Source organism: Stenotrophomonas chelatiphaga (genome assembly GCF_001431535.1).
GTDB classification, from domain to species: domain Bacteria; phylum Pseudomonadota; class Gammaproteobacteria; order Xanthomonadales; family Xanthomonadaceae; genus Stenotrophomonas; species Stenotrophomonas chelatiphaga.
The window spans coordinates 1-26,506 of the sequence record NZ_LDJK01000033.1; the positions used below are offsets into that span (position 1 = coordinate 1).

The window sequence follows — 26,506 nt, forward strand, 5'->3', positions numbered from 1 at the left end:
GTTCACCTCGGCCGGCCAGCATGGTCATCACCTTGTCCGCGATGTCGTCCTGCACGAACAGCACGCGGGCGGCCGAACAACGCTGGCCGGCCGAGGTGAACGCCGAACCGATCGCATCCTTGACCAGCTGTTCCGGCAGCGCCGACGAATCGGCGATGAAGGCGTTCTGGCCGCCGGTCTCGGCGATCAGTACACCGATCGCGGCATCGCGTGCGGCCATCGCGCGGTTGATCGCACGGGCGGTGTCGGTGGAACCGGTGAAGGCCACGCCGGCCACGCGCGGGTCGGCAGTCAGCGCCGCACCGACGGTGGCGCCGTCGCCCGGCAGGAACTGCAGCACGCCTTCCGGTACGCCTGCATCCAGCAGCAGCTTCACTGCGTAGTAGCCGATCAGGTTGGTCTGTTCGGCCGGCTTGGCGATCACGCTGTTGCCCGCCGCCAGCGCCGCAGCGACCTGGCCCAGGAAGATCGCCAGCGGGAAGTTCCACGGGCTGATGCACACGAACACGCCGCGGCCATGCAGCTGCAGTTCGTTGGATTCACCGGTCGGGCTGGGCAGCTTCTCGGCGTGCGCGAACTGCTCGCGTGCCTGCTTGGCGTAGTAGCGCAGGAAGTCGACCGCTTCGCGCACTTCGGCCACGCCGTCGGGCAGGCTCTTGCCGGCTTCCTTCACGCACAGCGCCATGAACTCGGCGATGCGCGCTTCCAGCTGGTCGGCGGCGTGTTCCAGGATCGCCGCGCGGCTGGTCGCCGGGGTGCGGTTCCAGGCCGGCTGCGCGGCGACGGCATTGGCCAGGGCCTTCTGCACGGTCGCCGCATCGGCGGCCTGCCAGTGACCCACCACCTGGCGGGTGTCGGCCGGGTTGGTGACCGGCAGCGAGGCGCCGGTGACGGTGGCGCCGGGCACCAGCGGTGCGGCAGTCCACGGCTTCACCGCGGCATTGAGCTGCTCGGCAAGGGCGCGCAGGGCGTTGTCGTTGGCCAGGTTGATGCCCATGGAATTGTTCCTGTCGTGGTTCTGGCTGCGCAGCAGGTTCACCGGCAGCGGGATCTTGGGGTGGGCGATGTTGGACGGCGAAACGGCGGCGAAGGCACTGACCATTTCCACCGGATCGCGGACCAGCTCGGCAATCGCCACGCGGTCGTCGGTGATGCGGTTGACGAAGCTGGAATTGGCGCCGTTCTCAAGCAGGCGACGCACCAGGTAAGGCAGCAGGTCTTCGTGCGAACCGACCGGCGCGTACACGCGGCAGGGCAGGCCCAGGCGGTCGGCCGGGACCACTTCGGCATACAGGTCATCGCCCATGCCGTGCAGCTTCTGGTGCTCGTACACACCGCCCTTGGCGATGGTGCGGATGGCCGCGATGGTGTGCGCGTTGTGCGTGGCGAACATCGGGTAGATCGCATCGCTATGGCCGAACAGGCGCTTGGCGCAGGCCAGGTAGGACACGTCGGTGTTCTGCTTGCGGGTGAACACCGGATAGCCCGGATAGCCTTCGATCTGCGCGCGCTTGATCTCCGCATCCCAGTACGCGCCCTTGACCAGCCGCACCTGCAGGCGACGGCCGTTGCGGCGGGCCATGTCGGCGAGGAAATCGATCGTGTACGGGGTGCGCTTCTGGTACGCCTGCACCACCACGCCGAAGCCATCCCAGCCGGCCAGCGAGGCATCGGAGAACACCGCATCGATGATGTCCAGCGACAGTTCCAGGCGGTCGGCCTCTTCGGCGTCCACCGTGCAGCCGATGCCGTAGCTTTTCGCCAGCTGCGCCAGCTCCAGCACGCCAGGCACCAGGTCCTGCAGCACGCGGGCGCGCTTGGCGTGCTCGTAGCGCGGGTACAGCGCCGACAGCTTGATCGAGATGCCCGGGGCGTTGTTGACGTCGCCCTCCGGGCGGCCACCGCGGGCCTTGTGGTCACCACCGATGGCATGGATCGCGCGGCGGTAGTCCTCCAGGTAACGCAGGGCATCCTTCATGGTCAGCGCGCCTTCGCCGAGCATGTCGAACGAATAGCGGTAGCTGGCGTTGTCACCCTTGTGCGAACGCTCCAGCGCCTCGCCGATGGTGCGGCCCATCACGAACTGGTGGCCCATGATCTTCATCGCCTGGCGCACGGCCAGGCGGATCACCGGCTCGCCCACGCGGCCCATCAGGCGCTTGAACGCGCCCGGTACGTCGGCACGGGTGACGTCGTTGATCTGCACCAGCTTGCCGGTCAGCATCAGGCCCCAGGTGGACGCATTGACCAGCACCGAATCGCTGCCGCCCATGTGCTTCTTCCAGTCCGCATCGGCCAGCTTGTCGCGGATCAGCTTGTCGGCGGTGTCCTGGTCCGGAATGCGCAGCAGCGCTTCGGCCACGCACATCAGCAGTACGCCTTCCTCGCTGCCCAGGTCGTACTGGCGCATGAAGGCTTCGATCGCGCCCTGGTCCTTGGCGCGCACGCGCACCCGGGCCACCAGGTCGGCGGCCAGCGCCTGCACCTGGGCCTGTTCGTCGGCCGGCAGGCGCGCCTGCGCCAGCAGCTCGGACACGTGGGTCGCCTCGTCCTTCAACCAGGCATCGGTGATCGCCTGGCGGAAGGGGGAGGGAGATGCCGGCAGTTCCGGCGACAGCAGCGCGTCGGCCGGCGGCGTGAAGCCGGGGGCAGCGGGCGAAAGAGTAGGTGCGTTCATGCCGGTCCGGCCAGTGGAAAACTTGGCGATTTTAATCATTTTTTGGCCTGCGGATAGCCCCCTGATCGCCCCTCACGGGATTCCTGATAGCACCGCCCTGTAAAGGATTCAGCTGGATCGACAGGCATGGCTCGAATTATGCCGAAATCGGCAAATCGGCCGACGACACATTGCTGTGCTGCAGCATCGCATTTACCGTGAATGGACCTTGTAAGTGTCGAGAGGGCAGGGCTACCATCGAGACGTAACTCGCGGCAGGAACGCAGTTGCGACAGGATCAGGGCGCCGAACGCGCTGCGGGGGATCTGAATACGCAACGGCGACGGTGTCCCCCACGGACGCTTGATGCCCGGGACCAGCTTGAAAGCTTGCTCGCCGCCAGCGATGGCGGTCACCGATGACGTCAAGGGTCTAGGCAATGAAGCAAAGCAGCGCGTGGGGCGGCAGGTGCGTGTCCGGGATCGCCATGATGGCGGCCGGAATGGCTTTTCCGGCACTGGGGTGGGCGCAGTCCGCCGATCCCAAGCCATGGCAGTTGAACATGGGCCGGGGGGTTACCCAGACCTCGCGACTGGCCTGGGAATCGAACATGCTCTCGCTGATCGTGGTCACGGTCATCGGCGTGATCGTGTTCGGCGCGATGGCCTATGCCATCTTCAAGTTCCGCAAATCCAAGGGCGCTGTCGCGGCGACCTTCAGCCACAACACCAAGGCCGAAATCATCTGGACGGTGATCCCGGTGGTGATCCTGGTGGTGATGGCGTGGCCGGCCACCGCCAACCTGATCAAGATGTACGACACCCGCGATGCCGAGATGACCGTCAAGGTCACCGGTTACCAGTGGATGTGGCGCTATGAATACCTGGGCGAAGGCGTGGACTTCACCAGCCGGCTGGACCGCGAGTCCGACCGCGTGCGCCAGAGCGGCAAGGTGCCCACCCGCGAAAGCAATCCGCACTACCTGCTCGACGTGGACAACCGGCTGGTGCTGCCGGTCGATACCAAGGTGCGCTTCGTCATCACCTCCGATGACGTGATCCATGCCTGGTGGGTGCCGGCGCTGGGCTGGAAGCAGGACGCCATCCCGGGCTTCATCAACGAGGCCTGGACCAGCATCGACACCCCCGGCGTCTACCGCGGGCAGTGCGCCGAACTGTGCGGCAAGGACCATGGCTTCATGCCGATCGTGGTCGAAGCGGTGTCCAAGGAAGACTTCAAGCAGTGGCTGGCGCAGAAGAAGCCGGCGCCTGCCGCCGCACCTGCCACGCCGAACGCGCCGGAGACCACCACGCCGCCCGGCGATGGCAGCGCGCCCCGGCAACCGGTGACCCCGGCCGAGCCTGCTGCTGCACCGGCCCCGGCGCCCACCACCGACGCCTGACCCAACCGCCCGTGGCCGCACCGCGGCCACCGTGACAAATCGATCTGAGAGGTGTTTTGCAATGGCGCACTCGGCAGTTGGGCACGACGAACACCACGGTCATGCACAGGGCTTTTTCCAGCGCTGGCTGTTCAGCACCAACCACAAGGACATCGGCACGCTGTACCTGCTTTTCAGCTTCGTGATGTTCATCATCGGCGCGGCGATGAGCGTGGTCATCCGCACCGAACTGGCACAGCCCGGCCTGCAGTTCGTCAAGCCGGAATTCTTCAACCAGATGACCACCATGCATGCGCTGGTGATGATCTTCGGCGGGGTGATGCCGGCCTTCGTCGGCCTGGCCAACTGGATGATCCCGCTGCAGATCGGTGCGCCGGACATGGCGCTGCCGCGCATGAACAACTGGTCGTTCTGGCTGCTGCCGGTAGCCTTCGGCATGCTGCTGCTGACCCTGTTCCTGCCCGGTGGCGCACCGGCCGGCGGCTGGACGCTGTATCCGCCGCTGTCGCTGCAGGGGGGCTACAACGTGGCGTTCACCGTGTTCGCCATCCACGTGGCCGGCATCAGTTCCATCATGGGCGCGATCAACATCATCGCCACCGTGCTCAACATGCGCGCACCGGGCATCGACCTGCTGAAGATGCCGATCTTCTGCTGGGCCTGGCTGATCACCGCCTTCCTGCTGATCGCGGTGATGCCGGTGCTTGCCGGTGCGGTCACCATGCTGCTGACCGACAAGTTCTTCGGCACCAGTTTCTTCAACGCCGCCGGTGGCGGTGACCCGGTGATGTTCCAGCACATCTTCTGGTTCTTCGGGCACCCGGAGGTGTACATCATGATCCTGCCGGCGTTCGGCGTGGTCAGCGAAATCATCCCCACCTTCAGCCGCAAGCCTCTGTTCGGCTACCAGGCCATGGTCTACGCCACGGCCGCCATCGCCTTCCTGTCCTTCATCGTCTGGGCCCACCACATGTTCACCGTGGGCATGCCGCTGGGTGGCGAGATCTACTTCATGTTCGCCACCATGCTGATCTCCATCCCGACCGGGGTGAAGGTGTTCAACTGGGTCAGCACGATGTGGCGCGGTTCGCTCACCTTCGAAGCGCCGATGCTGTGGTCGGTGGCGTTCGTCATCCTGTTCACCATCGGCGGTTTCTCCGGCCTGATGCTGGCCATCGTCGCGGCGGATTTCCAGTACCACGACACCTACTTCGTGGTCGCGCATTTCCACTACGTGCTGGTCACCGGCGCGGTGTTCGCGCTGATCGCGGCGGTGTACTACTGGTGGCCGAAGTGGACCGGCCGGATGTACAGCGAAAAGTGGGCGAAGTTCCATTTCTGGTGGTCGATCGTGTTCGTCAACCTGCTGTTCTTCCCGCAGCATTTCCTCGGCCTGGCCGGCATGCCCCGGCGCATCCCGGATTACAGCGTGGCCTTCGCCGACTGGAACCTGATCAGCTCGATCGGTGCGTTCGGCATGTTCGCCACGCCCTTCATGATGGCCGCGATCCTGCTGGCCTCGCTGCGCAACGGTGAAAAGGCCGAAGCGCGCAGCTGGGAAGGCGCGCGCGGGCTGGAATGGACGGTGCCGTCACCGGCGCCGGCGCATACCTTCACCACCCCGCCGGTGATCCGCCCGGGCGATCTGGCCCACGATGACATCAGCCACTGAGGTGCCCATGCACGATGCCAACCCGGTCCGCGATGACATGGCCCTGCGCCGCCAGCGCGCACGCCGCACTGCCCAATGGGTGGGGGCGGTTGCGGTGCTGGTGTATGTGGGCTTCATCCTCAGTGGGGTGATCGGCCGATGAACGCGCCGCAGGCTACCGCCCCGTCCCGGCATGCCGGCCTGCCGCGCCTGATCGGCGTGGCGGTGGCGGTGTTCCTGCTGACCTTCTCGCTGGTGCCGCTGTACCGCATCGCCTGCGAAAAGGTGTTCGGCGTACGCCTGGAACGCGGCCCCGGCGCGCAGGCCAGCGTCGGCGCCGCGGCCGGCAAGCGCACCGTGCGCGTGGAATTCGACGGCGGGGTGAACTCGCAGCTGCCATGGGCCTTCCATCCAGAACAGCTGACCATGGACGTGGTGCCCGGCGAGCTCAACGAAGCGCTGTATTTCGCGCGCAACGACGGCAAGGTCGCCATCGTCGGCAGCGCGGTACCGTCGGTGGCCCCGGCGCGCGCGTCCGGCTATTTCAGCAAGACCGAATGCTTCTGCTTCACCGCACAGACCCTGCAGGCCGGGGAGAAGCGCGACATGCCGGTGCGTTTCATCGTCGATCCGTCGCTGCCGCCGGAGATCCGCACCATCACCCTGTCCTACACCTTCTACAAGAACGACGCGCTCTCCGCGCGCCTTGCACCGGCCAGTGTGCCGGCCGATGCGCACGCCGCGCCCTGAGCGCGCCACCGAACCGGACAACGACCATGGCCCAGCTTCCTTCCGACGCCAACGTGTACTACGTGCCGACCCACAGCCGATGGCCGTTCATCGGCTCCATCGCGATGATGGTGACCATGGTCGGCGTGGCCAGCTGGCTCAACGACGCGACGTGGGGCAAGTGGAGCTTCTTCACCGGGCTGGCGATGCTGGTGCTGACCCTGTTCTGGTGGTTCAGCGACGTGGTGCGCGAATCGCAGGCGGGCCACTACAACCAGCAGGTGGACGGCTCGTTCCGGATGGGAATGGTGTGGTTCATCTTCTCCGAAGTGATGTTCTTCGGCGCCTTCTTCGGCGCGTTGTTCTATACCCGCGCGCTGGGCCTGCCGTGGCTGGGCGGCGAGGGCGACGGGGTGATGACCAACGAACTGCTGTGGCAGGGCTATTCGTCGGGCTGGCCGACCAACGGCCCCGCCGCGATCGGTGGTCAGTTCCAGACCATCCCGGCGTGGGGCCTGCCGCTGATCAACACGCTGATCCTGCTGACCTCCGGCGTCACCCTGACCATCGCCCACCATGCGCTGAAGGCCGGCCATCGCCGCCAGCTGCTGACCTGGCTGGGCATCACCGTGGTGCTGGGGCTGGTGTTCCTGACCCTGCAGGCGGAGGAATACATCCACGCCTATACCGAGCTCAACCTCACCCTCGGTTCGGGCATCTACGGGTCCACGTTCTTCATGCTGACCGGTTTCCATGGCGCACACGTGCTGCTGGGAACGATCATGCTGGCGGTGATGTGGCTGCGCGCGGCCAAGGGCCACTTCACCCGCGACAACCATTTCGGCTTCGAAGCCGCGGCCTGGTACTGGCACTTCGTCGACGTGGTGTGGCTGATGCTGTTCCTGTTCGTCTACGTGCTTTGATTCACGTAACGCTTGCCTCAGCGGGCGATGCCATGCGGCTGGATCCAGCCGCCCCAGATGCCGATGACCACCAGCAGGATCAGCGCCACCGACACCGCGATGCGCCGGGTCAGTGCATTGACGGTGCGCTTGGTCTGGCCCCGATCCACCAGCAGGTAGTACAGGCCGGCGCCCAGGTTCCAGACGATGACGATGAGGAACGCAATCACCAGCAGGGTCTTCAGCGAATCGTTCATGCGCGGCTCGATGGCGGGGCGGATGGGCCTATCTGACCGCGTTTGCGGCCGTTTGTCATGATGCGACGGCACACGCGGTTGCTGGGCTGGATGCTGGCCCTGGTGGCGATGGCGGTGTTCTGCCTGCTCGGCTGCTGGCAGCTGCAGCGCATGCAGCAGAAGCAGGCCTTGCTGCAGGCGCAGGCCGCGGCGGCCGCACAACCTTCCAGCACCCTGTCGCGCGCGCTGGCCGCCGCCGGCCCCGTGCACGGCATCGTCGACCACGGCCGCTTCCTGACGGGGCTGGTGCTGCTGGACAACCAGATGCGCCACGGCCGCGCCGGGGTGAAGGTCTATCGCCCGTTCCGCAGCGACGAGGGCGCGCTGCTGCTGGTGGACCTGGGCTGGCGCGTGCTGCCTGCCGATCGCACGCTGCCGGTGATCCCGCCGCCGCCCTCCCCGGTGGCCGTGCGCGGCCTGCTGGCGCCCGCGCCGGCGCCAGGGCTGGCGCTGGGGCCGGTGGCGAGCCCGGCCGGTCCGCAACGCTGGCTGGCCAGCCGCCTGCAGTCCGACGCGCTGGCCCCTCTGCTGGGCCTGCCCGGCCTGCCCACGCGCGTGCTGCGGCTGGATCCCGCGCTGCCGTTCGGCGACGAGCGCGACCTGGACCTGCTGCCCAACACGCTGCCGCCGCAGCGTCATCTCGGCTATGCGGTGCAGTGGTTCGGCCTGGCCCTGACCGTGCTGGTGGTGGCGCTGGTGCTGGAATGGCGCCGCCGCCGGCGGTAGTGACGGCCGCTGGCCGCTGGCCGCTGGTCGCTGGTGGGTGACGACCGTTGGTCGTCACGCTCTTGCCGGCAGCAGAAGCGTGACGACCAACGGTCGTCACCCACCGAACCCACCACCGAACCCACCACTCCTCCCACCGGCACACCCTTCCCCAACATGAGAAAATGCTGCCCATGAACGCTGCTACGTCACCGCAGGACACCGCGCGCGGCAAGGGTCGCCGCACCCTGGTGCTGCTGTTCGTCCTGTTCTTCGGCGCGATGGCACTGGCCGGGGTGCTGCGTTTCTCCGGCTGGCAGCCGGCCGCCCACAAGAACGTCGGCCAGCTGCTGCAGCCGCCGGTTGACCTGCGCCTGCAGCCGCCCGTGCTGGCCAGCGGCGCGCCGTACGCCTGGAAGAGCGAAGAAAAGATCTGGCGCATCCTGGTCGCGCCGCCCGCCGCGTGCGCCGAACAGTGCGTCACTTTGTCGCAGGGACTGGCCAAGGTGTGGCAGCTGTTCGGCCATAACGCCGATAATGTAAAGATCCTTTGGCTGGGAACGCCGCCGGCGCCCCTGGCTGGAACCCCTGCACTGCGCGCGCTGGCACCATCGCCGGCACTGCGCGCTGCATTGCCCGGTGTCGACGACCCGGCCGGCGTGCCGGTCTACATCGTTGATCCGAACGGCTTCGTGATCATGCGCCATGCGCCCGGCACCGACCTCGGTGGCCTGCGCAAGGACCTGTCCACGTTGCTGAAACTGAAGTGAGCCCTGTTTGATGAGCCTTTCCGCGCGTCCGGCGCTGCACCGCAATTTCCACCGCCTGGCGTGGTTCGCGATGATCATGACCGCGAGCACCATCCTGTTCGGTGCCTTCGTGCGCCTGTCCGATGCCGGCCTGAGCTGCCCTGACTGGCCGACCTGCTATGGCCAGGCCACCTGGCCGCAGCACGTGGAAGAGACCATCGGCCATCCGGCCGCGGACATCCGCCCGCTGGAAACGCACAAGGCGTGGCGCGAGCAGGTGCACCGCTTCCTGGCCGGCGCGCTGGGCATCGAAATCCTCACCCTGGCGCTGCTGGCCACGCGCCGCCGACGCTTCGGCAGCGCCGCGGTGGTCACCGCCTGCGTGCTGGTGGCCGCGGGCATCCCGTTGTACATGATGGGCTGGCATGCCACCGCCAGCGTGCTGGCGCTGCTCGGCGAGGTGATCCTGCTGGTCGCCGCGTTCCGCTGGAGCAACAGCGACCTCGCCCGCGCCGCCGTGATGACCCTGGCCGTGGTGATCTTCCAGGCGCTGCTGGGCATGTGGACCGTTACCTGGCTGCTCAAGCCGATCGTGGTGATGGGCCACCTGCTGGGCGGCATGCTGATGTTCGCGATGCTGGCCTGGATGGCCTGGCGCGCGACCCACCTGCCGATCACCCTGGCCGAAGCACCGAAGCTGAAGTGGCTGCTGCGCATCGGCATCGCCGTGCTGACCGCGCAGATCGCGCTCGGCGGCTGGGTCAGCGCCAACTACGCCGCGCTCGCCTGCGGCGGCGGCAGCCTGTCGCTGGACAATTTCCCGCGCTGTGCCAACCAGTGGTGGCCGCAGCAGAATTTCGCCGAAGGCTTCACCCTGTGGCGCGGCATCGGCGTGGATTACGAAGGGGGCATCCTGGATGGCGCCTCGCGCATCGCCATCCAGATGGGCCACCGCATGTTCGCCATCGTGGTGGCGGCGTACCTGCTCTGGCTGGGCGTGCGCCTGTTCCGTACGCCGAGCATGCGCGGCTGGGCGGTCGCCCTGATCGTCGGCCTCATCGCACAGGTCAGCCTGGGCATCGCCAACGTCAAGATGGCACTGCCGCTGCCGGTGGCGGTGCTGCACAACGGCGGCGCGGTGCTGCTGTTGTTCGTGATGGTCAGCCTGCTGGCCCGCCTGCGGGCACCGGACTGACGCCATGGCCAATTATCGTCAGTACTGGGACCTGACCAAGCCCAAGGTCGTCGCCCTCATCGTGTTCACTGCGCTGGTCGGCATGGTGCTCGCCATTCCCGGCGTACCCAGCTGGGAGCAGGTGCGCCTGGGCGCGCTCGGCTTCTTCGGCATCTGGCTGTCGGCCTCCGCTGCCGCAGCGATCAACCAGCTGCTGGATGCCAAGATCGATGCGCAGATGGCGCGCACCTCGTGGCGCCCGCTGGTGGTGGGCAAGGTCAAGCCGTGGCAGGTGCTGGCCTTCGCCGGTGCGCTGATCGTGCTGTCGATGACGATCCTGGTGGTGTGGGTCAACGTCATCACCGCCATCCTCACCTTCGCCTCGTTGATCGGCTATGCGGTGATCTACACCGTGTACCTCAAGCGTGCCACCTCGCAGAACATCGTCATCGGCGGACTGGCCGGCGCGATGCCGCCGATGCTCGGCTGGGCCGCGGTCACCGGCATGCAGACCTCGGCGGACTGGTGGTATTCGGCGCTGCTGGTGCTGATCATCTTCATCTGGACCCCGCCGCATTTCTGGGCGCTGGCGATCTTCCGCCGCGAAGACTACGCCAAGGCGAAGATCCCGATGCTGCCGGTCACCCATGGCGTGGTGCATACGCGCAGGCAGATCCTGGCCTATTCGATCGTGCTGGCGATCATCTGCGTGCTGCCGTACGTGGTCGGCATGAGCGGACCGTTCTACCTCGGCGGGGCGATCGTGCTCAATGCCGTGTTCCTCTGGTACGCGTGGCGCATGCAGGACCCGCCGGACGAACTGTTCTCGATGAAGATGTTCAACTGGTCGGTGGTCTACCTGATGGCGCTGTTCGCCTTCCTGCTGGTGGATCACTGGATCCTGCCCGGGTTGTAATGCCCGGCCGGCAACAGCGCTGACGGCCAGCGCCCGTCACTACCGGCGCGCGCTGACCGTTGGTCGTCACGCCCGCCGCGGATAGTGCACCACCTGCTTCGGTAGCGCCGAGCCACGCTCGGCGGAATGTGTCCGGCGCCGCTGCAGGAAGCCGCCGAGCATGGCGCCGCGCTACCGTCATCTGGCACCTCCAACCCTTCCAAACGCTCGCGGTTCGTCAGGAGCTTGGAAGGTGGCACACGGACAAGCCAGTGTCCTGCCCTGAGCTGCGTGATGAGCATCGTACTTTCCCTCTGGCGCGAGAGCTCAAGCGCGTGCAGGAAGGGATAACGGTGATGCACGAATGTCCGTGCGCGACGCGGGAAGCCTCCATGCAGAAGCGCATGAGTGCAGTGTGGGCACTAATTTCTCCAGCACTACCGATTCTGGCGCCTACAGCATCCGCTGGAAATTCGCTCTTGATTCTTGCTTGTGGTGCGTGCCCGGAGGTGTCTGCGCAAGCAGCGCCGAACGTAGACGCGATAGGCCAGTGGCTACGGGATCTGACTGAAGAAGGCGTTGCCCGCCAGCAGGAAGCGTTGCTGCAGGATGCGCCCAGCGCTGAGGGGGCCTACGTCGTGCAATCCATCGCGGACTTGGACGCACCCCCGATAGTGAAGACACATTTCCAGGACGAGGCAGTCGCGCGGTACGCAGGCGTGATGACTGTAGCGATGGGCACAATTCCATCGGTCGCTGCACTGATGGCTCAAACGCCGGTCCGGGTGCTGTCTGACCAGATGCTTCGTGAACGGCTGCCCGTCCCGCCGGCTGGCATTGCTGGCACGCCGCTACGGGCTGCCCGGCTCGTCAACACGGATTGGTGGGGAACCCGCAGTGGTATCAACGCTACCGGGCTAAGCCGGATCTACCTCCTGGAGGGGACGGGCTTCATAGAGTTCAGTGAGGACAGTTATCGCTTGGGCGCAGGAAAAATCATTCAGTTCAAGGAAGCGCTCAACGCAACGGTGGGTGATACACCCGCCATGTCCCACATGGAGCGCTCTGTCGATGGAAGGGGAATGGCAGTCCTGTCCTGGGTAACGCCTGAAAAGTCGTTCCAACTGAGGCTGGTGACCGATGATGGTGCGTCGATAGAAAAGGGTGCTGGGCTGCTGATGCAGATTGCAGAGGGCATAGACCGATAGCGCCACGCCAGACTCGGCGGAATGCTGCAGCGTTGGTGATACTGGATGGGACAACCGCCGGGCTGCCTTGAATTGCGCGCAGTACGCCACCATCGCCTCCGTACCTACCCGAAGGAAGCGAGGTGGCACCGATGCACCGATGGATGCGTAGCGCCTGCACGCTGCTGTTGAGCCTGTTGCTGGCCAGTCCCGCGCTGGCCGATGAGACGACTGCCGCGCAGATCCGCCAGCATGCCGGCGAACATCGCCTGCTGGTGATTGGCGAGTACCACGGCACGCGTGAAACGCCGTTGCTGGTGAGGCAGCTGGTCAATGACTACAGCCATGAGGGCGCGCCGGTGGTGCTGGCGCTGGAATTGCCGCGCGGCGAGAATCGGTTGCTGGCGGACTACGTGGAATCGAACGGTGATGTCTCGGCGCGCGATGCACTACGCACCAGCGGCTTCTGGACCGTGCGTGACGACCAGCATGATGGCCGTCGCAGCCGCGACATGCTCGATCTCATCGAAGCCGTACGCGTGCTGAAGGAGCATGGCCGCAGTGTGTCCGTGCTGGGCTACGACGTGGATTTCAGCGACGGGAGCAACCAGGTCCGGGACGACGCACTGGCCGCCGAACTTCGACGCGCATACCGGCGCTTGCCCGTGGATGGGACGATGCTGGTGCTGGCCGGCAACGTGCACGCCATGCGTCATCGACCGATGGATGCGCCAAAGGAAATGCAACAGCGACCGATGGCTTCGCAGCTCGTTGATCTTGACGTGTACAGTGTCCGGCTGGAGGCCGTGCAGGGTGAGTTCTGGGCATGCCTGCAACGCTGCCAGGCGCTGCCGCTGCGTGCACGGGCGGCGCGGCTGCCGCGCGTGGAAACAGCCAAAAATCGCATGTACGACCTGACCGTGTGGATGCCGGAAATCAGCGTGGCGCGGTTGTTTGATTGACGGCCAGCGGCCGTCACTACCGACGCGTGCGGTGCCTCTGACCTGGGTAGCGCCGAGCCACGCTCGGCGGAATGTTTCCGGCACCGCTGCAGAAAGCCGCCGAGCATGGCGCCGCGCTACCGGGGCGAGCGCTGACGGCCAGCGGCCGTCACTACCGGGCTTACCGTGCTTCTTTGGCGTAGCGCTGGGCGATGATGCCGCACACGATCAACTGGATCTGGTGATAGATCATCACCGGCAGCACGATGGCGCCGAGGCTGCCGCCGGCGAACAATACCTTGGCGATCGGGATGCCGGTGGCGAGGCTCTTCTTGGAGCCGCAGAACACGATCGCGATCTCATCTTCGCGGCTGAAATGCAGTTTGCGCGCGGCCAGCGTGATCAGCGGCATCGCGATGCCCAGCAGCACCGCCGCTACCACCGCGACCGCGGCCAGCGAGATCAGTGGGGTCTTCGACCACAGCCCTTCGGTCACCGCCGCGCCGAACGCCGAATACACCACCAGCAGGATGGTGGCCTGGTCGGTGTAGCGCAGCAGGCCACGCTGGCGTTCCACCCAGCCGGCGATCCATGGACGCAGCAGGTGGCCGGCCACGAACGGCACCAGCAACTGCAGCATGATGCCGCCGATGGCTTGCAGCGGGTTGTGGATGCCGCCCTGGGTGCCGGCCAGCGCGGTCAGCAGCAGCGGCGTCAGGAACACCCCCAGAATGGACGACAGCGACGCGCTGCACACTGCCGCGGGCACGTTGCCGCGCGCCATCGAAGTGAACGCGATCGACGACTGCACGGTGGAGGGCAGGGTGCACAGGAACAGCACGCCCAGGTACAGCTCAGGGGTGAGCAGCCAGCCGGACAGCGGATGGAACAACAGGCCCAGCAGCGGGAACAGTACGAAGGTGCAGGCCAGGATCAGCAGGTGCAGGCGCCAGTGCAGCAGGCCGCCGATCACTGCCTCACGCGGCAAGCGCGCGCCGTGCAGGAAGAACAGCAGGCCGATCGCCACGTTGGTGACATCGTCCAGTACCAGTGCGGCGGGGCCGGTCATCGGCAGCAGCGAGGCCAGCAGTACAGTGCCAAGCAGGGCGAGGGTGAAGTTGTCCGGTCGCAGTCGCGACCACCAGCGTGTCATGTCGGGCAGGCTCCTTGGCGGGCGCCCACGCGATCAGATGCGCAGGCTGGCGCGGGCCTTCAGCAGCTCGCGCATTTCGAACTTGTCAGTATCGTCCAAGCCGTGTTGTCGCTGCTTGGCGTTAAGGTCTTCGATGCGCTGGAACAGCAGCTGCTTTTCCAGCTGGCCCACCGCATCGTGCAGCTCTTCGGTCCACTTCGCTTCGTCGCCGGCCAGCGTCTGCGCGGCCAGCGTATGCAGCGATGCCTGCTCTTCGCGGCCATCGAAGTGTTCCAGCAGCGCGCCGGTGCTGATGTCCGGGCGCTGTTCCACCAGTGCCAGCAGCTCCAGCAGCAGCTCGATGCCGGGCAGGCGCAGGCCATGGAAATGGTGCTGGCCGCCCAGCGACATCGCCAGCGAAGGCTGCTGCAGCAGGATCGCGATCGCCGCGCGGACCAGGCTGCGCTTGGCCACCGGGGTCACCGGGCGGCCCGACGCTGCGCGTGCGGCCGGTTGCGCACGCTGGGCGGAGTTGCCGCCCAGCCCGGTCAGCACGCCCAGCTGTTGCTTCATCAGGTCACCGAAGGCGCCATCGGGAATCTGCGCCAGCATCGGCCGGGCCCGTTCGGCCAGCCGTGCCTTGCCATCCAGCGTGCCCAGGTTGATCTCGCGGGTCAGCTCGTCGAAGAAGAACTGCGACAGCGGCGTCGCCTGTTTCAGGCGCTCGTCGAAGGCGGCGGCGCCTTCCTTGCGCACGATGGTGTCCGGGTCTTCGCCATCGGGCAGGAACAGGAAGAACGCCTGGCGGCCATCCTTCATGCGCGGCAGCACCGATTCCAGCGCCTTCCAGCCGGCGCGCCGGCCGGCCGCATCGCCATCGAAGCAGAAGAACACATCCGGGGCGTTGCGGAATAGCAACTCGGCATGGTCCGGGGTGGTCGCCGTGCCCAGCGTAGCCACCGCCTGGGTGACCCCGAACTGGAACAGCGAGACCACGTCCATGTAGCCTTCGACCACGATCAACCGTTCGATCTTCTGGTTGGCCTGGCGGACCTGCCACAGGCCGTACAGTTCGCGCCCCTTGTGGAACAGCGCGGTCTCCGGCGAATTGAGGTATTTGGGGCCGTCGTCCTTCTCGAACACGCGGCCGCCGAAGGCGATCACCCGGCCACGGCGGTCGAAGATCGGGAACATCACCCGGTCGCGGAACTTGTCGTAGACGTGGCCGCGGTCGTTCTTGGAAAACAGGCCGGCGCGGTCGAGCAGCTTCATCCGCCGCTCGTCCTTGCCCAACGTGTCGCGCAGCCCGCTGTAGCCATCCGGCGCGTAGCCGATCTGGAAACGCGTGCGGTTGGCTTCGTCCACGCCGCGCCCGTCCAGGTAGGTGCGGGCCTTTTCGCTGTCCTCCAGGTTCTTCTGGAAGAAGCGCGCGGCCGCATCCAGCGCCGAATACAGTTCGCGGCCTTCGTCCTGCTGCTGGGCGTTGCGCGGGTTCTCGCTGCGCGGCACTTCCATGCCGACCCGCTTGGCCAGTTCGTCCACCGCATCGAGGAATTCGAGGCGGTCGTAGTTCATCAGGAAGCTGATCGCGGTACCGTGCGCGCCGCAGCCGAAGCAGTGGTAGAACTGTTTGGTGGGCGATACGGTGAACGAGGCCGAGCGTTCGTCATGGAACGGACAGCGCGCCGAATATTCCTTGCCTTGGCGCTTCAGCGGAACGCGGCTGCCCACCACCTCGACGATGTCGGAGCGGGCCAGCAGGTCATCAATGAAAGCGTCTGGAATGCGGGCCATGGCAACCGGCAGGGCACCGCCGGAAGGCAGTGCGGGCGAACGGAAAGTCCGCCTAGTTTACCCGTTGCCGGTGGCCGCGCCCGGCTTGGGCGGCTCGATGCCCGCGGCAGCCAGGTGGTGCTCTGCCCGCAGCCTCTCGTCGATCACCGAGGTCATCAGCGCGCCGACGAAGAACACCACCATGGCGTAGTAGATCCACACCAGCGAAATCACCAGCGCGCCCATCGAGCCGTACGCGCTGCCCGGCGCCACCTGCGCGATGTACACGCCGATCCCATAGCGCCCCAGCGCGAACAACGCCGAGGTGATGGCGCCGCCGATGAAGGCCTGGCGCCACGCCACGCGCCGGTCCGGCAGGTAGTGGTACATGAAGGCGAACGCCACCGTGTACAGCAGCAACGTGCTGATGTAGCCCAGCGCGGGCAGCAGCGAAGGCAGCTGCGCGAAGGCTACCTGCAGCATGGTGGTGGCGGTCATCGACACCACCAGCAGCAGGCCCAGCGCCAGCACCACGCCGAAGGAAAAAACGCGCTTGCGCAGCCACGCGGCCAGCCCGTCCAGGCGCTCGCCGCTGGTACGGAAAATCAGGTTCAGCGCGCCCTGCAACTGGGCGAACACCGCCGTGGCACCGATGAACAGCAGCAGGGTGCTCCAGATGCCGGCCAGCGAGCCGATGCTGGGCTGCTGGTCGGCATTCTTCAACACGGTTTCGGCGACCACCGCCACGCTGCTGCCGGCAGCGGTGCCGATCTGGTCGACCAATGCCTGCTGGGCCGGCGGGTACAGCGATGCGGTCAGCCACAGCAGCAGCACCAGCAGCGGCGCCATCGACAACAGGGCGTAGAAAGACACCGCAGCGGCCTGGCTCAGCACGTCCACTTCGATGAAGCGGTTGAGCACCGCCATCGGGAAGCTGCGGTTGAGCCGGTCCACGTACTTGCGCATGGCATGCGGGACACCGCGGTGCGGATCGGCGGCGGCGGCGGGGGCGTTGGTCGGATCGGACATGCGGGCTGTTTTACCAGCGGCAGGTCGAAGAAAGGGTGAAGCGAGGGGCAGGGGAGCGCCAAGCCATGCCCGGCGGCTTCCTGTTACGGCGTTGCAATGCGGTCGGCCGAGCGGGGCTCGGCGCAACCGGGGCAGGCGTTCGCGTCAGCCTGCGAGCTGCTGCTTGACCAGCTTGGACACCAGGCCCATGTCGGCCTTGCCGGCGACCTTCGGCTTCAGCGCGCCCATCAGCTTGCCGATGTCGGCCGGGCTGGTCGCGCCGGTTTCCGCCACGGCGGCCTGGATGGCGGCGACGATCTCGGCTTCGCCCATCTTGGCCGGCAGGTAACGCTCGATCACCACCATTTCCTCGCGCTCGATCTGCGCCAGGTCTTCGCGGTTGGCCGCTTCGTACTGGCTGATCGAGTCCTTGCGCTGCTTGACCATCTTGTCCAGCACGGCGACCACGGCGGTGTCGTCCAGCTCGATGCGCTCGTCCACTTCCTTCTGCTGGACGGCGGCCTTGATCAGGCGGACCACGCCCAGGGTGTGCTTGTCGCCGCTCTTCATGGCGGCCTTCATGTCGTCGGTCAGCTTCAGCTTCATGCTCATGGAGCACCTCGTGTGTCGTAAGTCAGGCAAATGGGGGACGCCGTGGCGGCGGCCCGGGAACGCAAAAAGCCGGCGACGCTTGCGCGTGCCGGCTTCTTCCCCACCGCGACAGGCAGAACCTGTCGCCATGAGTGCGTCCGATCAGTACAGGCGCTGACGCTTGGTGACGTCGCGCGACGAACGGCGCAGCTGACGCTTCACTGCAGCAGCAGCCTTGCGCTTACGTTCCTGGGTCGGCTTTTCGTAGAACTCGCGCTTACGGGTTTCGGCCAGCACACCGGCCTTTTCGCAAGTGCGCTTGAAGCGGCGAAGAGCAAACTCAAAAGGTTCGTTCTCGCGGACTTTGACGCTGGGCATGGAATCTCCGGACACTGTGTAGAACCGGGTCTATACCCGGCGAGCCGCACATTATAGCGGCGCTTCGACAAACTGCAAGCATCCCGGCCTGAATACGGGCCGGTTTTCTTGCATCTCAAGGGCCTGCATCGCCCCTGAGGAGCACGCAGGGGGCGCATAATACACCACATGCGAGTACTTGGTATTGAATCATCGTGCGATGAGACCGGCGTGGCGGTGTATGACACCGACCTGGCCGGCATCGAAGCCCTGCGCGCCCACGCGGTGTACAGCCAGATCGCGCTGCACGCCGAGTACGGCGGCGTGGTGCCGGAACTGGCCAGCCGTGACCATGTGCGCAAGCTGCTGCCGCTGATCCGGCAGACGCTGGACGAAGCCGGCATGACGGTCGGCGACATCGACGGGGTGGCCTACACCGCCGGTCCCGGCCTGGTCGGCGCGCTGCTGGTCGGTGCCGGCGTGGCGCGTTCGCTGGCCTGGGCACTGGAGGTGCCGGCCGTGGGTGTCCACCACATGGAAGGCCACCTGCTGGCGCCGCTGATGGAAGATGACCCGCCGCAGGCGCCGTTCGTGGCGTTGCTGGTGTCCGGTGGCCATACCCAGCTGGTGGCGGTGGATGCCATCGGTAAATACCGGTTGCTGGGTGAGACGCTGGACGATGCCGCCGGCGAAGCCTTCGACAAGACCGCCAAGATGATGGGCCTGCCATATCCGGGGGGGCCGCAGCTGGCCGCGCTGGCCGAACAGGGCCGTCCGGGCGCCTACCGTTTCTCGCGCCCGATGACCGACCGCCCGGGGCTGGATTTCAGCTTCTCCGGACTGAAGACCCAGGTACTGCTGGCCTGGCGCGACAGCGACCAGAGCGAGCAGACCCGCGCCGACATCGCACGTGGCTTCGAAGATGCCGTGGTCGAGACGCTGGTGATCAAATGTGGGCGCGCGCTGGAAGCGGCCGGCACCAATGTGATCGTTGTGGCCGGCGGGGTCGGGGCGAACAAGCGCCTGCGCGTGCGCCTGCAGGAAATGGCCGCCAAGCTGGGGGGCAGGGCATGCTTCCCGCGCCCGGCGCTGTGCACCGACAACGGCGCGATGATCGCCTTTGCCGGCGCACTGCGCCTGCAGGCCGGGCAGCACAATCCGCCGCGCGTGGACGTCACCCCGCGCTGGGACATGGCGACGCTGCCGGCGGTGTGATCGGCAGCGCACCGGCCATTGAATGTTCTGATAATGGCCGCTTGGACGCTGGTTGATGGTTGCGTGAGTGCAATACTCCTTCATGCCTGACCGAACCGAGGAAAGCCTCATGCTCATGGTCCATCCGAAAATCGTCGTGACACGGCAGATGGTGCGCGATGCCAATGCTCGCCTGATAGCACGATCTTCCCTTCGCGGCGCAGAGGCGCCACCGCGGCTTCCCTTGAGGTTGAGCCGCGAGATGATCGATCGCGCCGGTAGGATTGCGCTCGGGTCGTTGAAGCACGGTTGATGTGGTGATGTCCGATCGTCTGACCTTCGCAAGGCTGGTCAACGATGAGGGCGATATGGCCGGTCATGTCGCCTATGCGCTGTACACGCGTGACAAGTTGACCTTCATCGAGACATTTCGCCTGGACAAGGGGCGGCTCCCGAGGGACGAGGAGCTTGATGCATTCATCGTCACCGCCAACCTTGACCTGCGTGTGTCGGCCTATCGGTCTGAGGCTGAGCGATCACTTGAGGTGTTCGTTCAGGAGGTGCTGGAGGAGTCGACAGGGGAAATCGCACGGCTCTATCAGCGCGAGCTTTGCCGCCAACTTGCCCGCAGCAGGTCGTTCATCCGCGCTGTTGCCGAGAATCTTGCGGCCAACCTGCTGGCAGCGGCCTGTGTCGCGGTGCTGGCAGTGGTTCTCTACGGGTCGCGTATTGGTTTCGGCAATCTCGTGGCCGATGTTTTTGGATACCACGTCATTTCAAGGCCCAGCGACCCGCCCCTACGCCCGGGGGCCGGGGATCTCCCAGCCGTGCCTGCGAACCACTGAGCAGGCACGGGCCCCGCTGTTCATCCCACGTCCCTGCACCCCGCGGCCTGTCCCGTTACCATGACCGCCTCTTTCGTGTGGCAGGCATCATGGACAAGGTATTCATCGAAGGGCTGGAAATCGACGCCCTGATCGGTATCTACGACTGGGAACGACGGATCCGCCAGACGCTGGTGTTCGACCTGGAAATGGGCTTTGACAACCGTCGTCCGGCCGCCACCGACAACATCGAGCACACCCTCAATTACAAGGCCGTCAGCAACCGGCTGCAGGAGTACGTGCGGGCCTCGGACTTCGGCCTGGTGGAAACCCTGGCCGAGCGCTGCGCGGAGATCGTGCTGCAGGAATTCGACGTGCAGTGGCTGCGGCTGAAGCTCAGCAAGCCCGGTGCCGTACGCGGTGCGCGCGCCGTCGGCGTGATCATCGAGCGCGAACGGGCCCTGTAACCCGGCAGTGCCGGCCCCGGTCGGCTACCGGAAACCAAAAAACGACCTACAAGAAGGAGGCGACCTGGTGGTGGATGCGGTAGTGGTGGTGAACTGGCTGGACAGCCTGCAGGATTCGTTGGCGCCGTATCCCGGTGCCTATCTCGCGCTGATGCTGTCGGCGCTGGTGATCGCCGCCGCGCTGGCCAACTGGGTCACCAAGCGCATCCTGCTGCGTGGCCTGCGCCGCCTGCTCGCCCGCCTGCCGGGGGCTGATTCCGGCCGCGGCAGCAATGTGATGCGGGTGATCTCCCGGCTGTCGAATGTGGTGCCCAGCCAGGTCATCGCCTCGGGCATCACCTACGTGCCGGACCTGCCCGGCGGGCTGGTGGCGTTCATCGTCGCGGCCTGCCAGGCCTGGGCCATCCTGACCGTCTCGATGGCACTGTCGCATGCACTGGATGCCGCCAACGATCTGTACGAGCGCCGGCCGGACGCGCGCAACAAGCCGATCAAGGGCTACCTGCAGGTCGCCAAGATCGTCATTTTCGCGATTGCCGGGCTGGCGATCGTGGCGACGCTCGCCGGCGTGGAACTGCGTTACCTGGTGACCGGCCTGGGCGCGGCTACCGCGGTGCTGATGCTGATCTTCCAGGACACCATCCTGTCGCTGGTGGCCAGCGTGCAGATCAGCGGCGATGGCCGGATCCGCCTGGGTGACTGGATCGAGATGCCCAGCCAGAACGCCGATGGCGACGTCATCGACATCGCGCTGCACACCGTCACCGTGCAGAACTTCGACAAGACCATCACCACCATCCCGACCAAGAAGCTGGTCACCGAATCGTTCAAGAACTGGCGTGGCATGCAGGAGTCCGGCGGCCGCCGGATCAAGCGCGCGCTGTTCCTGGACCAGCACAGCGTCGGTTTCATGGACGCCGAGGCACGCGCGCGGGTCGGCCAGTTCGCCCTGCTGGCCGATTACCTGCACGAAAAAGATGCCGAGCTGGACCAGTGGAACGCGCAGCTGCGCGCGCAGGGAGCCGGTGAGATCAACAGCCGGCGGGTCACCAACCTGGGCACCTTCCGCGCCTACGTCGAGCGCTATCTGCGCAGCCACGCGGGGATCAACACCGACATGACCCTGCTGGTGCGCCAGTTGCAGCCCACCACCGAAGGCCTGCCACTGGAGCTGTACTGCTTCACCCGCAGCGTGGCCTGGGCCGAGTACGAAAGCGTGCAGTCGGATGTCTTCGACCACCTGCTGGCAATCCTGCCGGCCTTCGGGCTGCGCGTGTTCCAGGCTTCCAGCGACGCGATGCTGATGGACGCCCGGGCCCGCAGCGCCGACGTGGGCCGCCTGGCAGCCCCGGAACAGCCGTCGACCCCACCCGCCACCCCGGCGCCCGGCATGCTTTAAGCTGACCCCGGCCGCGCCGTCGCACTCAGCGCGGGCGGAAAACATGAACGCAGAAGATGCGCACTTTTGTGCCCGGTACCTTTAGAATGCCGGCACTGAAAACGTTTACATCAAGGACACCCGGTGGCTTCCGAACGTATCGAATCCCTCATTGCGCAGATGACCGTGGAAGAAAAGGTCGGTCAGCTGGGCGTGTTCGCCGACATGGTTCGTCCCTTTGCCCCGGACGTGAACCCGGAAGCCAACGTCAGCAACGCTGACCAGGTGCTGCAGCAGGTGCGCGACGGCAAGGTCGGCTCGCTGTTCAACGGCGTCGGCGCCGACCTGGGCCGTCGCATCCAGCAGGTGGCGATCGAAGAAAGCCGCCTCGGCATCCCGGTCATCCTGGCCGCCGATGTCATCCATGGCATGCGTACCGTGTTCCCGATCCCGCTGGGCGAAGCGGCCAGCTTCGAACCGGAACTGGCGCGCCGCACCGCCCGTGCCACCGCCGTGGAAGCGACTGCGGCCGGCCTGCACTGGACCTACGCACCGGCCGTGGATATCGCCCGCGACCAGCGCTGGGGCCGTGGCGCGGAAGGCGCCGGCGAAGACGTGGTGCTGGGCTGTGCGTTCGCCGCCGCCCGCGTGCGCGGCTTCCAGGGCGATGACCTGCGTGCGCACGATGCGCTGCTGGCCACGCCCAAGCATTTCGCCGCCTATGGCGCGGTGATGGCCGGCATGGAATACAACATGGTGGACATTTCGCCGCAGACCCTGCGCGACGTGCACCTGCCGCCGTTCAAGGCTGCCTTCGATGCCGGCGCGATCACCGTGATGTCCTCCTTCAACGACATCAACGGCGTGCCGGCCAGTGCCAACGCCGAACTGCTGACCGACATCCTGCGCGGTGAGTGGAACTTCCCCGGCGTGGTGATTTCCGATTACACCGCCGACATGGAACTGGTCGCCCACGGCTATGCCGCCGATGACCGCGATGCCACCGCCAAGGCGTTCACTGCCGGCCTGGACCTGAGCATGCAGAGCGGCTTCTACGCCGAACACCTGCCGGGCCTGGTGGAAAGTGGTGAGGTGCCGATGGCGGTGCTGGACGAAGGCGTGCGCCGCATCCTGTGGCTGAAGGAAACCATCGGCCTGTTCGATGATCCCTACCGCTCGCTGGACCCGGCGCGCGAAGCGGACAATTCGCATATCGCCGCGCATGAAGCGCTGTCGCGCGATGCGGCACGTCGCTCCATCGTGCTGCTGAAGAACGAACAGTCGGCGCTGCCGCTGCGCCGCGACGGGCAGAAGATCGCGCTGATCGGCCCGTTCGTGCAGGACCGCGAAAACATCGAAGGCTGCTGGACCCTGTTCGGCGACAAGAGCCGCTACGTGGACCTGGAAACCGGCGTGCGCGCCGCCATCGGCGATGAAGCACTGCTGGAAGTGGTGCCGGGCTGCGAACTGGAAAGCGGCATCGCCGGTGGCATCGAAGCGGCCGTGGCCGCCGCGCTGCGCGCCGACGTGGTGGTGCTGGCACTGGGCGAACCGCAGCGTTACAGCGGCGAAGCCCAGTCGCGCGTGGAAATCACCCTGCCGCCGGCCCAGCAGGCGCTGGCCGAAGCGGTCGCGATGGCCGGCAAGCCGATGGTGGTGCTGCTGCGCAATGGCCGGGCGCTGGCCCTGCAGGGCGCGGTGCGCAATGCGCAGGCGGTGGCCATCACCTGGTACCTGGGCACCCAGACCGGGCACGCCGTGGCCGACGTGCTGTTCGGGGATTACAACCCGTCCGCGCGCCTGCCGGTGAGCTTCCCGCAGGTGTCCGGCCAGCAGCCGTACTTCTACAACCATCCGCGTACCGGTCGTCCGGAACTGCCGACCATGTCCGAGTTCAAGGCACGCTGGCGCGAGATCCCCAACGAGCCGCTGTATGCCTTCGGACATGGCATCAGCTACACCAGCTTTGCCTACGGCGTGCCGCAGCTGAGCAGCACCCGGCTGGGATGGGATGACACGCTGACCATCACCACCACGCTGACCAACACCGGCAGCGTGGCCGGCGAAGAAGTGGTGCAGCTGTACATCCACGACCGCGTGGCCAGCCGCGTGCGGCCGGTGCGCGAGCTCAAGGACTTCCGCAAGGTGATGCTGCAGCCCGGTGAATCGACCGAGGTGAGCTTCAGCGTGCAGCGCTCGCAGTTGGCCTTCACCGGCCGCGATGGCGTGCTGCGTGCCGAAGCGGGCCTGTTCGACCTGTGGGTGTGCGCATCGGCGATCAGCGGCTCCCCGGTGCAGTTCGAGCTGCTCGCCGACTGAGGGTGCTGACGCGTCCGGCCTGTCCGGACGCGCTGGTTGTTGCCTGGAATGGGCCTGGGACCGGGCCTGCGCGGGCCATGCATGCCCGGCTCACGTTGGCGCCGCTAGGCTGGGTGTCTTCGTTCCTGCCGGAGTCGTGCATGCGCCTGTCCCGTTCATTCACCTTGCCGCTGTTGCTGGCCACCCCGTTCTGGCTGGTCGCCTGTTCGCAGGCAGATGCGCCTGCCGCGCCTGCCGATGCTGCGCCGCCGCCGATGTCCGCTGCTGCAGGCCCGAGTGAAACGCCGGATGACCCGATCGTGGCACCGTCTCCGAACGAGCCGACCGCCCCGTTCGTGCCGGCCGATGCCGCCCAGGCGCCGCCGGCCGAATCCGGCCCGAACGCACCGGCCGACGCGGCCGCGCCGGGTACCGGCGATGCACGCGGGCGGATCGAGCGCGTGCTTGGCGATGCCGACCAGTACGAAACCGTGTTCAAGGCGTTGCAGCAGGGTGTCGCCGGCGATGACCGCGCGGCCGTGGCGGCGCTGATGCGCTATCCGTTGCGCGTGGATACCGGCGGCAGCAAGCGCGAAGTGCCCGATGCGGCGACGTTCCAGCGCGAATACGAGCGCATCATCACCGCCCCGGTGGCCCGTGCGATCAGCGCGCAGTCCTTCGACACCGTGTTCGCCAACCAGCAGGGCGTGATGATCGGCAACGGCCAGGCCTGGTTGAACGGCACGTGCCTGGACAAGGCCTGCAGCCGCACCGACGTCAAGGTGGTCGCCCTGCAGGAATGACCGGTAGCGCGAGCGCAGCGGCAAGGGCAACGGCGTGACGACCAACGGTCGTCACCCACCAAGAGTCGTCACCCACCAACGGTCGTCACCCACCAACGGTCGTCACCCACCAACGGTGGTCACCCACCAAGGGCGTGACGGCCAGCGGCCGTCACTACCGGGTCAGCCCTTCGGGGTGAGCTTCAGCAGCTTGCCGTTCTTGCCGTCTTCCAGCACCCACACCGCGCCATCGGGGCCCTGTTCCACCTCACGGATGCGTGCGCCCATGTCGAAACGTTCGGCTTCGCGTGCGTTCTCGCCGTCGAAGCTCACGCGCACCAGCGCCTGCGATGACAGGCCGCCGATGAAGCCGCTGCCCTTCCACTGCGGGAACAGGTCCCCGCTGTAGATGATGAAGCCAGCCGGCGAGATCACCGGGTTCCAGGTCACCTTGGGGGCGGCGAATTCAGGACGGGTGGAATGGTCCGGAATCGGGCGGCCATCGTAGTGGTCACCGTTGGATACGATCGGATAGCCGTAGTTCTCGCCGCGGGTGATCAGGTTCAACTCATCGCCACCGGCCGGGCCCATCTCGTGCACCCACAGCTTGTTGTTGGCATCGAACGCGATGCCCAGCATGTTGCGATGGCCCAGCGACCACACCTGCGCTGCGACCCCGCCCTGCGAAGCAAACGGATTGTCAGCCGGCACCGATCCGTCGTCATTCAGGCGGATCAGCTTGCCGAGGTTGCTGGCCATGTCCTGTGCGGGGTCGAACTTCTGCCGTTCGCTGGAAGTGATCCACAGCTTGCCGTCCGGACCGAAGGCGATGCGATGACCATAGTGGCCGTTGCCGCTGACTTTCGCGTCCTGCCGCCAGATCACCGAAAGGTCCTGCAGGGTGCCGGCACCGCTGGCATCGAGCACCAGCTTGGCGCGCGCCACCGCGGCGCCGCGGGTGTTGTTGCTGCCTTCTTCGGCGTAGCTCAGGTACACCAGCTGGTTGCTGGCGAAGTCCGGGTGAAGCACCACGTCACCGAAGCCGCCCTGGCCGCCGTAGGCAACCTTCGGGCCACCGGTGATTTCATGCTTGGTCCTGCTGGTGAGATCCAGGTGCTGCAGGCGCCCGGCTTTTTCGGTGACCAGCAGGCTGCCATCAGGCAGGAAGGTCATCGCCCACGGTTCGTCGAACGTGGCGAACTCGGTGGCGTTGAACGCGCTGAAGGATTTCTGCGCCGGGGCAACGGCCGCAGGCGCGGGCGCGTCCTGGCTAGCGGCGCCACAGGCCGTGGTGGCAAGCATCGGGGTCAGGCCGATGGCCAGGGTGAGAAGCAACTTACGGGTCATGGGTATCTCCAGGCGGGGATGCGGATGGCCAACCCCCTCTGTATACCATTGCGACCGTGCACGCCGCA

26 protein-coding genes are annotated in these 26,506 nt (G+C 66.4%); 17 read left to right on the forward strand and 9 right to left on the reverse strand.

Going from position 1 to position 26,506, the window contains the following annotated elements:
- Nucleotides 1-2,677 (reverse strand): bifunctional proline dehydrogenase/L-glutamate gamma-semialdehyde dehydrogenase PutA (putA, locus tag ABB28_RS08325; RefSeq protein WP_057508189.1); only part of this gene is annotated, 2,677 nt, incomplete at its 3' end.
- A gap of 35 nt (nt 2,678-2,712) precedes the next feature.
- On the reverse strand, nt 2,713-3,072 hold the full coding sequence (locus tag ABB28_RS17985) for a hypothetical protein (RefSeq protein ID WP_152983424.1): 360 nt from the start codon (nt 3,070-3,072) through the stop codon (nt 2,713-2,715).
- 23 nt (nt 3,073-3,095) lie between these two features.
- Between ABB28_RS17985 and coxB the strand changes: the two genes are divergently transcribed.
- The 5 genes from coxB to ABB28_RS08345 all read left to right on the forward strand — a co-directional run bounded on the left by coxB (nt 3,096) and on the right by ABB28_RS08345 (nt 7,361).
- On the forward strand, nt 3,096-4,058 hold the full coding sequence (gene coxB, locus ABB28_RS08330; protein WP_057508190.1) for a cytochrome c oxidase subunit II: 963 nt from the start codon (nt 3,096-3,098) through the stop codon (nt 4,056-4,058).
- Between the two features lie 61 nt (nt 4,059-4,119).
- A complete protein-coding gene (gene ctaD, locus ABB28_RS08335; protein WP_042611980.1) occupies nt 4,120-5,730 on the forward strand; it encodes a cytochrome c oxidase subunit I in 1,611 nt (536 codons plus the stop codon).
- Nucleotides 5,731-5,737: 7 nt separating this feature from the next.
- Nucleotides 5,738-5,872: a hypothetical protein gene (locus ABB28_RS18445; RefSeq protein WP_259170104.1), complete on the forward strand. Its 135-nt coding sequence runs from the start codon at nt 5,738-5,740 to the stop codon at nt 5,870-5,872.
- On the forward strand, nt 5,869-6,459 hold the full coding sequence (locus tag ABB28_RS08340; RefSeq protein WP_057508191.1) for a cytochrome c oxidase assembly protein: 591 nt from the start codon (nt 5,869-5,871) through the stop codon (nt 6,457-6,459). The genes ABB28_RS18445 and ABB28_RS08340 overlap by 4 nt, the downstream gene beginning before the upstream one ends.
- 26 nt (nt 6,460-6,485) lie before the next feature.
- Complete coding sequence (locus ABB28_RS08345) at nt 6,486-7,361, forward strand: cytochrome c oxidase subunit 3 (protein WP_057508192.1); 876 nt, start codon at nt 6,486-6,488, stop codon at nt 7,359-7,361.
- A gap of 17 nt (nt 7,362-7,378) precedes the next feature.
- On the opposite strand, the gene ABB28_RS08350 is transcribed toward ABB28_RS08345, so the two are convergent.
- Complete coding sequence (locus tag ABB28_RS08350) at nt 7,379-7,597, reverse strand: twin transmembrane helix small protein (protein ID WP_042611977.1); 219 nt, start codon at nt 7,595-7,597, stop codon at nt 7,379-7,381.
- Between the two features lie 57 nt (nt 7,598-7,654).
- On the opposite strand from ABB28_RS08350, the gene ABB28_RS08355 reads away from it, so the two are divergent.
- The 6 genes from ABB28_RS08355 (at nt 7,655) to ABB28_RS08380 (ending at nt 13,308) form a co-directional block, all read left to right on the forward strand.
- Nucleotides 7,655-8,362: an SURF1 family cytochrome oxidase biogenesis protein gene (locus tag ABB28_RS08355; protein WP_057508193.1), complete on the forward strand. Its 708-nt coding sequence runs from the start codon at nt 7,655-7,657 to the stop codon at nt 8,360-8,362.
- Nucleotides 8,363-8,535: 173 nt separating this feature from the next.
- Nucleotides 8,536-9,111, forward strand: coding sequence for a hypothetical protein (locus ABB28_RS08360; protein WP_057508194.1), 576 nt, complete (start codon nt 8,536-8,538; stop codon nt 9,109-9,111).
- Between the two features lie 10 nt (nt 9,112-9,121).
- Nucleotides 9,122-10,285 (forward strand): COX15/CtaA family protein, encoded by a 1,164-nt coding sequence (locus ABB28_RS08365; RefSeq protein WP_057508195.1) that lies wholly within the window; start codon nt 9,122-9,124, stop codon nt 10,283-10,285.
- A 4-nt stretch (nt 10,286-10,289) separates the two neighbouring features.
- Entirely contained in the window at nt 10,290-11,180 is an 891-nt protein-coding gene (gene cyoE / locus ABB28_RS08370; protein WP_057508196.1) for a heme o synthase, read from the forward strand.
- A 371-nt stretch (nt 11,181-11,551) separates the two neighbouring features.
- On the forward strand, nt 11,552-12,367 hold the full coding sequence (locus tag ABB28_RS08375) for a hypothetical protein (RefSeq protein WP_152983425.1): 816 nt from the start codon (nt 11,552-11,554) through the stop codon (nt 12,365-12,367).
- Between the two features lie 131 nt (nt 12,368-12,498).
- Nucleotides 12,499-13,308 (forward strand): hypothetical protein, encoded by an 810-nt coding sequence (locus ABB28_RS08380; protein ID WP_057508198.1) that lies wholly within the window; start codon nt 12,499-12,501, stop codon nt 13,306-13,308.
- Nucleotides 13,309-13,468: 160 nt separating this feature from the next.
- Here the strand turns inward: ABB28_RS08380 and ABB28_RS08385 are convergent, their stop codons facing one another.
- The 5 genes from ABB28_RS08385 to rpsU form a co-directional block, all read right to left on the reverse strand.
- The gene (locus ABB28_RS08385) at nt 13,469-14,440 is read right to left on the reverse strand and encodes a bile acid:sodium symporter family protein (RefSeq protein ID WP_057508199.1); all 972 of its coding nucleotides are present in this window, start codon (nt 14,438-14,440) and stop codon (nt 13,469-13,471) included.
- Nucleotides 14,441-14,473: 33 nt separating this feature from the next.
- The gene (gene dnaG / locus ABB28_RS08390) at nt 14,474-16,213 is read right to left on the reverse strand and encodes a DNA primase (protein WP_057508200.1); all 1,740 of its coding nucleotides are present in this window, start codon (nt 16,211-16,213) and stop codon (nt 14,474-14,476) included.
- 57 nt (nt 16,214-16,270) lie between these two features.
- The gene (locus ABB28_RS08395; protein ID WP_245625314.1) at nt 16,271-17,158 is read right to left on the reverse strand and encodes a YihY/virulence factor BrkB family protein; all 888 of its coding nucleotides are present in this window, start codon (nt 17,156-17,158) and stop codon (nt 16,271-16,273) included.
- Nucleotides 17,159-17,365: 207 nt separating this feature from the next.
- Complete coding sequence (locus ABB28_RS08400; RefSeq protein WP_057508202.1) at nt 17,366-17,812, reverse strand: GatB/YqeY domain-containing protein; 447 nt, start codon at nt 17,810-17,812, stop codon at nt 17,366-17,368.
- A gap of 141 nt (nt 17,813-17,953) precedes the next feature.
- On the reverse strand, nt 17,954-18,169 hold the full coding sequence (gene rpsU, locus ABB28_RS08405; protein WP_002808376.1) for a 30S ribosomal protein S21: 216 nt from the start codon (nt 18,167-18,169) through the stop codon (nt 17,954-17,956).
- A gap of 168 nt (nt 18,170-18,337) precedes the next feature.
- On the opposite strand from rpsU, the gene tsaD reads away from it, so the two are divergent.
- From tsaD to ABB28_RS08435, 6 genes are all read left to right on the forward strand, one after another.
- Nucleotides 18,338-19,363 carry a tRNA (adenosine(37)-N6)-threonylcarbamoyltransferase complex transferase subunit TsaD gene (tsaD, locus tag ABB28_RS08410; protein ID WP_057508203.1) on the forward strand — a complete coding sequence of 342 codons (1,026 nt, stop codon included), beginning with the start codon at nt 18,338-18,340 and terminating at the stop codon, nt 19,361-19,363.
- Nucleotides 19,364-19,662: 299 nt separating this feature from the next.
- Nucleotides 19,663-20,187: a hypothetical protein gene (locus ABB28_RS08415; protein ID WP_057508204.1), complete on the forward strand. Its 525-nt coding sequence runs from the start codon at nt 19,663-19,665 to the stop codon at nt 20,185-20,187.
- 89 nt (nt 20,188-20,276) lie between these two features.
- A complete protein-coding gene (gene folB, locus ABB28_RS08420) occupies nt 20,277-20,633 on the forward strand; it encodes a dihydroneopterin aldolase (RefSeq protein WP_057508231.1) in 357 nt (118 codons plus the stop codon).
- A gap of 67 nt (nt 20,634-20,700) precedes the next feature.
- A complete protein-coding gene (locus tag ABB28_RS08425; protein WP_083491977.1) occupies nt 20,701-22,032 on the forward strand; it encodes a mechanosensitive ion channel family protein in 1,332 nt (443 codons plus the stop codon).
- Between the two features lie 123 nt (nt 22,033-22,155).
- Nucleotides 22,156-24,330, forward strand: a complete 2,175-nt coding sequence (locus tag ABB28_RS08430; RefSeq protein ID WP_057508205.1) for a glycoside hydrolase family 3 N-terminal domain-containing protein — start codon at nt 22,156-22,158, stop codon at nt 24,328-24,330.
- Between the two features lie 140 nt (nt 24,331-24,470).
- The gene (locus ABB28_RS08435) at nt 24,471-25,112 is read left to right on the forward strand and encodes a hypothetical protein (RefSeq protein WP_057508206.1); all 642 of its coding nucleotides are present in this window, start codon (nt 24,471-24,473) and stop codon (nt 25,110-25,112) included.
- A 162-nt stretch (nt 25,113-25,274) separates the two neighbouring features.
- Here the strand turns inward: ABB28_RS08435 and ABB28_RS08440 are convergent, their stop codons facing one another.
- Nucleotides 25,275-26,438 (reverse strand): PQQ-dependent sugar dehydrogenase, encoded by a 1,164-nt coding sequence (locus tag ABB28_RS08440; protein WP_057508207.1) that lies wholly within the window; start codon nt 26,436-26,438, stop codon nt 25,275-25,277.
- Between the last annotated feature and the right edge of the window lie 68 nt (nt 26,439-26,506).

What these genes read in the sequence shown, in the direction of transcription:
- coxB (WP_057508190.1), top strand. Translation starts at nt 3,096, where the DNA reads ATGAAGCAAAGCAGCGCGTGGGGCGGCAGGTGCGTGTCCGGGATCGCC.
- ctaD (WP_042611980.1), top strand. Translation starts at nt 4,120, where the DNA reads ATGGCGCACTCGGCAGTTGGGCACGACGAACACCACGGTCATGCACAG.
- ABB28_RS18445 (WP_259170104.1), top strand. Translation starts at nt 5,738, where the DNA reads ATGCACGATGCCAACCCGGTCCGCGATGACATGGCCCTGCGCCGCCAG.
- ABB28_RS08340 (WP_057508191.1), top strand. Translation starts at nt 5,869, where the DNA reads ATGAACGCGCCGCAGGCTACCGCCCCGTCCCGGCATGCCGGCCTGCCG.
- ABB28_RS08345 (WP_057508192.1), top strand. Translation starts at nt 6,486, where the DNA reads ATGGCCCAGCTTCCTTCCGACGCCAACGTGTACTACGTGCCGACCCAC.
- ABB28_RS08350 (WP_042611977.1), bottom strand. Translation starts at nt 7,597, where the DNA reads ATGAACGATTCGCTGAAGACCCTGCTGGTGATTGCGTTCCTCATCGTC.
- ABB28_RS08355 (WP_057508193.1), top strand. Translation starts at nt 7,655, where the DNA reads ATGATGCGACGGCACACGCGGTTGCTGGGCTGGATGCTGGCCCTGGTG.
- ABB28_RS08360 (WP_057508194.1), top strand. Translation starts at nt 8,536, where the DNA reads ATGAACGCTGCTACGTCACCGCAGGACACCGCGCGCGGCAAGGGTCGC.
- ABB28_RS08365 (WP_057508195.1), top strand. Translation starts at nt 9,122, where the DNA reads ATGAGCCTTTCCGCGCGTCCGGCGCTGCACCGCAATTTCCACCGCCTG.
- cyoE (WP_057508196.1), top strand. Translation starts at nt 10,290, where the DNA reads ATGGCCAATTATCGTCAGTACTGGGACCTGACCAAGCCCAAGGTCGTC.
- ABB28_RS08375 (WP_152983425.1), top strand. Translation starts at nt 11,552, where the DNA reads ATGCAGAAGCGCATGAGTGCAGTGTGGGCACTAATTTCTCCAGCACTA.
- ABB28_RS08380 (WP_057508198.1), top strand. Translation starts at nt 12,499, where the DNA reads ATGCACCGATGGATGCGTAGCGCCTGCACGCTGCTGTTGAGCCTGTTG.
- ABB28_RS08385 (WP_057508199.1), bottom strand. Translation starts at nt 14,440, where the DNA reads ATGACACGCTGGTGGTCGCGACTGCGACCGGACAACTTCACCCTCGCC.
- dnaG (WP_057508200.1), bottom strand. Translation starts at nt 16,213, where the DNA reads ATGGCCCGCATTCCAGACGCTTTCATTGATGACCTGCTGGCCCGCTCC.
- ABB28_RS08395 (WP_245625314.1), bottom strand. Translation starts at nt 17,158, where the DNA reads ATGCGCAAGTACGTGGACCGGCTCAACCGCAGCTTCCCGATGGCGGTG.
- ABB28_RS08400 (WP_057508202.1), bottom strand. Translation starts at nt 17,812, where the DNA reads ATGAGCATGAAGCTGAAGCTGACCGACGACATGAAGGCCGCCATGAAG.
- rpsU (WP_002808376.1), bottom strand. Translation starts at nt 18,169, where the DNA reads ATGCCCAGCGTCAAAGTCCGCGAGAACGAACCTTTTGAGTTTGCTCTT.
- tsaD (WP_057508203.1), top strand. Translation starts at nt 18,338, where the DNA reads ATGCGAGTACTTGGTATTGAATCATCGTGCGATGAGACCGGCGTGGCG.
- ABB28_RS08415 (WP_057508204.1), top strand. Translation starts at nt 19,663, where the DNA reads ATGTCCGATCGTCTGACCTTCGCAAGGCTGGTCAACGATGAGGGCGAT.
- folB (WP_057508231.1), top strand. Translation starts at nt 20,277, where the DNA reads ATGGACAAGGTATTCATCGAAGGGCTGGAAATCGACGCCCTGATCGGT.
- ABB28_RS08435 (WP_057508206.1), top strand. Translation starts at nt 24,471, where the DNA reads ATGCGCCTGTCCCGTTCATTCACCTTGCCGCTGTTGCTGGCCACCCCG.
- ABB28_RS08440 (WP_057508207.1), bottom strand. Translation starts at nt 26,438, where the DNA reads ATGACCCGTAAGTTGCTTCTCACCCTGGCCATCGGCCTGACCCCGATG.